6 protein-coding genes are annotated in these 3466 nt (G+C 62.2%); all 6 read left to right on the top strand.

The annotated features are described in order from the left end of the window. The first annotated feature begins 90 nt into the window (after positions 1–90). On the top strand, positions 91–996 hold the full coding sequence (locus tag L6D64_RS28030) for a helix-turn-helix domain-containing protein (RefSeq protein ID WP_236192661.1): 906 nt from the start codon (positions 91–93) through the stop codon (positions 994–996). Continuing rightward, complete coding sequence (locus L6D64_RS28025; RefSeq protein ID WP_176510292.1) at positions 983–1765, top strand: hypothetical protein; 783 nt, start codon at positions 983–985, stop codon at positions 1763–1765. Before L6D64_RS28030 ends, L6D64_RS28025 begins: the two co-directional genes overlap by 14 nt. A gap of 158 nt (positions 1766–1923) precedes the next feature. Next, positions 1924–2325, top strand: coding sequence for a recombination protein NinB (locus L6D64_RS28020; RefSeq protein ID WP_176510291.1), 402 nt, complete (start codon positions 1924–1926; stop codon positions 2323–2325). After that, complete coding sequence (locus L6D64_RS28015) at positions 2322–2630, top strand: KOW domain-containing RNA-binding protein (protein ID WP_176510290.1); 309 nt, start codon at positions 2322–2324, stop codon at positions 2628–2630. The genes L6D64_RS28020 and L6D64_RS28015 overlap by 4 nt, the downstream gene beginning before the upstream one ends. Next, positions 2621–3223: a recombination protein NinG gene (locus L6D64_RS28010; protein ID WP_176510289.1), complete on the top strand. Its 603-nt coding sequence runs from the start codon at positions 2621–2623 to the stop codon at positions 3221–3223. The genes L6D64_RS28015 and L6D64_RS28010 overlap by 10 nt, the downstream gene beginning before the upstream one ends. Beyond that, the gene (locus L6D64_RS28345) at positions 3220–3351 is read left to right on the top strand and encodes a hypothetical protein (RefSeq protein WP_276575185.1); all 132 of its coding nucleotides are present in this window, start codon (positions 3220–3222) and stop codon (positions 3349–3351) included. The genes L6D64_RS28010 and L6D64_RS28345 overlap by 4 nt, the downstream gene beginning before the upstream one ends. Positions 3352–3466: the final 115 nt, after the last annotated feature.

Genomic DNA, 3466 nt, shown 5'->3' with positions numbered 1-3466 from the left:
AAAGTCGCTGGAGGTCATGTGGTTCCACAACCGAGCCGGAGCAATGCCGAGCCTGCGTGAGGCTATCGACGCGGCCAAGGAGCGCGGCCAATGAGCATGGAACTGATGGTCAAGGCCATGAAGACCAAGGTCGGCAACCCGCTGCGCAAGCTGGTGCTGATCAAGCTTGCAGACAACGCCAACGACTTGGGCGAGTGCTGGCCGTCATACCAGCACGTTGCCGATCAGTGCGAAATCAGCAAGCGCTCGGTCATGAACCATATCAACACCCTGTGCGGTGCCGGCCTGTTGCGTAAAGAGATCCGCAAGGGCGGACCAAAGGGTAACTCTTCGAACGTCTACTACCTTACCTTGAGTGGTGCAGGAGATTCACTAGGGGTAGTGCAGGAGATTCACCAGGGTAGTGCAGCAGGTTCACCCCCTAGTGCAGCAGATTCACTAGGGGGTAGTGCAGGAGCTGCACCCAGAACCAGTCACTCTTTTGAATCAGTAAAGGAACCAGTCACTGAACCAGTTGCGACCCAGGCTGAAGCCGTGGTCGCGGAGGGTATCGTGGTTCCGTTTACGGCTCAGCAGCCGCGCTGCGAGATCCCGGCAGATATGCCAGGGCCGAAGGACCAGTCCTGCAAAACCTTCAAGGCCTGGGCGAACTACGCCATGGCCTACCGCAAACGCTACCACGCGTGGCCGGTATGGAATGCCAAGGCAGGGGGGCAGGTTGGGCAGCTGATCAGCCGTCTCGGCATCGATGTCGCTCACCATGTAGCCGCGTACTTCCTGACGATCAACGACGCCCGCTTGATCAACGGCTGCCACAACTTGGGCGACCTGCTGGCCAAGGCCGAGGCCTACCACACCCAGTGGGTGACAAACCGCCAGATGAACGCCACGACTGCCCGCCAGCAGGAGCAGACCCAGGCGAACATGAACGCGGCGCAGGAAGCGGCTGACGCTATCCGAAACGGGCAGGGGGGTAAGCGCAATGCTTTCCTCTGACCAACAAGCCGAACTGGCCGTGGCCATCTGCGCCACTGCCGAGGCGATGGGGCAGGCAATCAGCGCTGGAGGCGCTCAGCTCATCGCTGAGGACCTTTCGGCCTATGAGCCTGGCGTCATCATCGGCGCACTGCGTGCGTGCCGTAGAGAGCCTGCTGGGCGCCTTTCGCTCGGCATGGTCCTCAAGCACATCCATGCGGCTGACTCCCGCCCCGGCAAGGATGAGGCATGGTCGATCGCCCTCGCGGCCAGTGACGAGCACGAGACCGTGGTGCTCACCACTGAAATCCGCCAGGCCATGATCGCCTCCGAGCCAATCCTTGAGGCTGGCGACAAGATCGGCGCCAGGATGGCCTTCATGAGCGCCTACGAGCGCCTGGTCAGCTTCGCCCGTGCCGAGGATCAGCCGGCGAAGTGGGAGGTATCGCTGGGCTACGACGCTGGCCGCCGGGTGACGGCCATCGAATCCGCCGTTCGCGCCCAGCTCATTACCCACGAGACAGGCGCGAAGTACCTGGCAGACCTGCGCATCGCGCCAATCACCGAAGACGGTGAGGCCATCGCCGGCCTGCTCACCGGCGAAGTGCGGGCCAAGGTCAGTCCAAAGGTCCGCGAGAAGCTGGCCGAGGTTCGCCAGATCCTTGATGCCGCCAAGGAGCGCAAGGAGAAGGAGCGCCTCAAGGAATCCAAGGTGATCCGTGTTGATACCTACCTGCGCAAGCGTAAGGCCCGCGAGGCCATTGCCGAACTCATGAGGAAGAGCCAATGAGCCATCTCGCCAAGTTGAACATCAAGCGCGCCGGGCAGCCGGCCGGGGAGGGGGTGTGAAGACCGCCATGACCGTAATCCTGCTGCTGGCCCTGTCCGGCTGCCAGGTCTGCTGTGACGCACAGGGGGAGAGCTGCGCGGCGCGCTGTGAGGTGGGCCATGACTGAGTTCCTGATGCGCAGCATGGCCGACGCTGATCAACTTCTGGGTCGCCTGCAGGCCCAGGATTTCACGAAGCCCAAGCTGATCGTCATCCGTGACGAGAAGCGCCCGGACGTCTGCAACCGGAAGATGTGGGCCATGCTCCGCGACGTCTCCCAGCAGGTGGAGTGGTACGGCCGCAAGCTCACCGACGAGGACTGGAAGCACATCTTCAGCGCGGCGGTGCAGAAGCAGGACGCGGTACCGGGTATCGACGGTGGTTTCGTCGTCCTGGGCGTCTCGACCCGCAAGCAGTCACAGAAGTGGTTCAGCGACCTGTTCGAGGTGATGCATGCCTTCGGCGCCGAGCACGGCGTGCGCTGGACTGCGCAGGACCATTGGGAGGGCCGCTACTCATGAGTCATCAATTCAAGCCGGGTGACCTGGCCATGATCATCAAAGGCGAAAACTCCGGGCGGGTCGTAAACCTCGTCCAGCGTTATGTCGGACCAGTCACGATCCAAAACGAAAAGGGAAAGCAATCTGTGCCTGATGGCGTAATTGCTTGGACCGTAGATGCAAATGACCTGATTGCGACCTACACGAAAACAGGGAAGCAGGTTCTGGTTAGCCGTGTTGCGGGAAATGAGAAATCGCTGATGCCCCTGCGCGGCGACTTCGAACCCGAGCAGCAGAAAGTCAAGGAGGCCGAGCCATGCGCGTAGCCGAGATCAAGCCGAAGAAATGCAAGGCACCAGGTTGCGGACAGCTCTTCAAGCCGTCCATGTCCACGCAGAAGGTGTGCAGCATTGCCTGTGCGCTGGCCATGTCGAAGGATTCGAAGGTGCAGAAGGTCGCGGCCAAGGCCATCACCAAGCAGGCCCGAAAGGAGCTGCAGGAGCGTCGGGAGAAGCTGAAGACCCGCCGCGAGCACGTGGCCGAGGCCCAGACTGCGTTCAACGCCTACATCCGTGAGCGTGACGCCGGCCTGCCGTGCATCAGCTGCGACTCGCTGCCGAGCGACCACGACCTCATCACCGGCAGCCGCTGGGACGCCGGCCACTACCGGTCAGTGGGCGCCTGCCCGGAGCTGCGGTTCGAGCCGCTCAACGTCCACCGCCAGTGCGTGAAGTGCAACCGCAACCTGTCGGGTAACGCGGTCGAGTACCGCATCCGCCTGGTGAAGCGCATCGGCGCCGACCAGGTTGATTGGATCGAAGGGCCTCATAAGCCCCAGCGCCTGACCATCGAAGACCTGCAGGCCATCAAGGCCCTGTACAGGCAAAAACTCAAAGACCTTAGGAGGGCAGCAGCATGAACTGGACACCAACCGACAGCGGCCAGCTGCTGATCCTGGCCATGGCCATCTTCGGCAGTTACGCGATCGTGCGAGGCATGGTCATCAAGGCCAAGCGTAAGCGCGAGGAGGGCGGCCCATGCAACTGAACAGCGCGCGTCAGGCGTGGCACGACTGCCTGTACACCGCCTGGGACAGCCAGGGCTCCTTTATCGAGCAACTCGGGCTGCTGGGCACCATGGTCCAGACCACCGAGAAGCAGCG

This window comes from Pseudomonas urethralis, from assembly GCF_021602465.1.
GTDB classification, from domain to species: domain Bacteria; phylum Pseudomonadota; class Gammaproteobacteria; order Pseudomonadales; family Pseudomonadaceae; genus Aquipseudomonas; species Aquipseudomonas vlassakiae.
The sequence above is the reverse complement of the archived record's forward strand: the minus strand, read 5'-3'. Positions and strand labels throughout refer to the sequence as shown.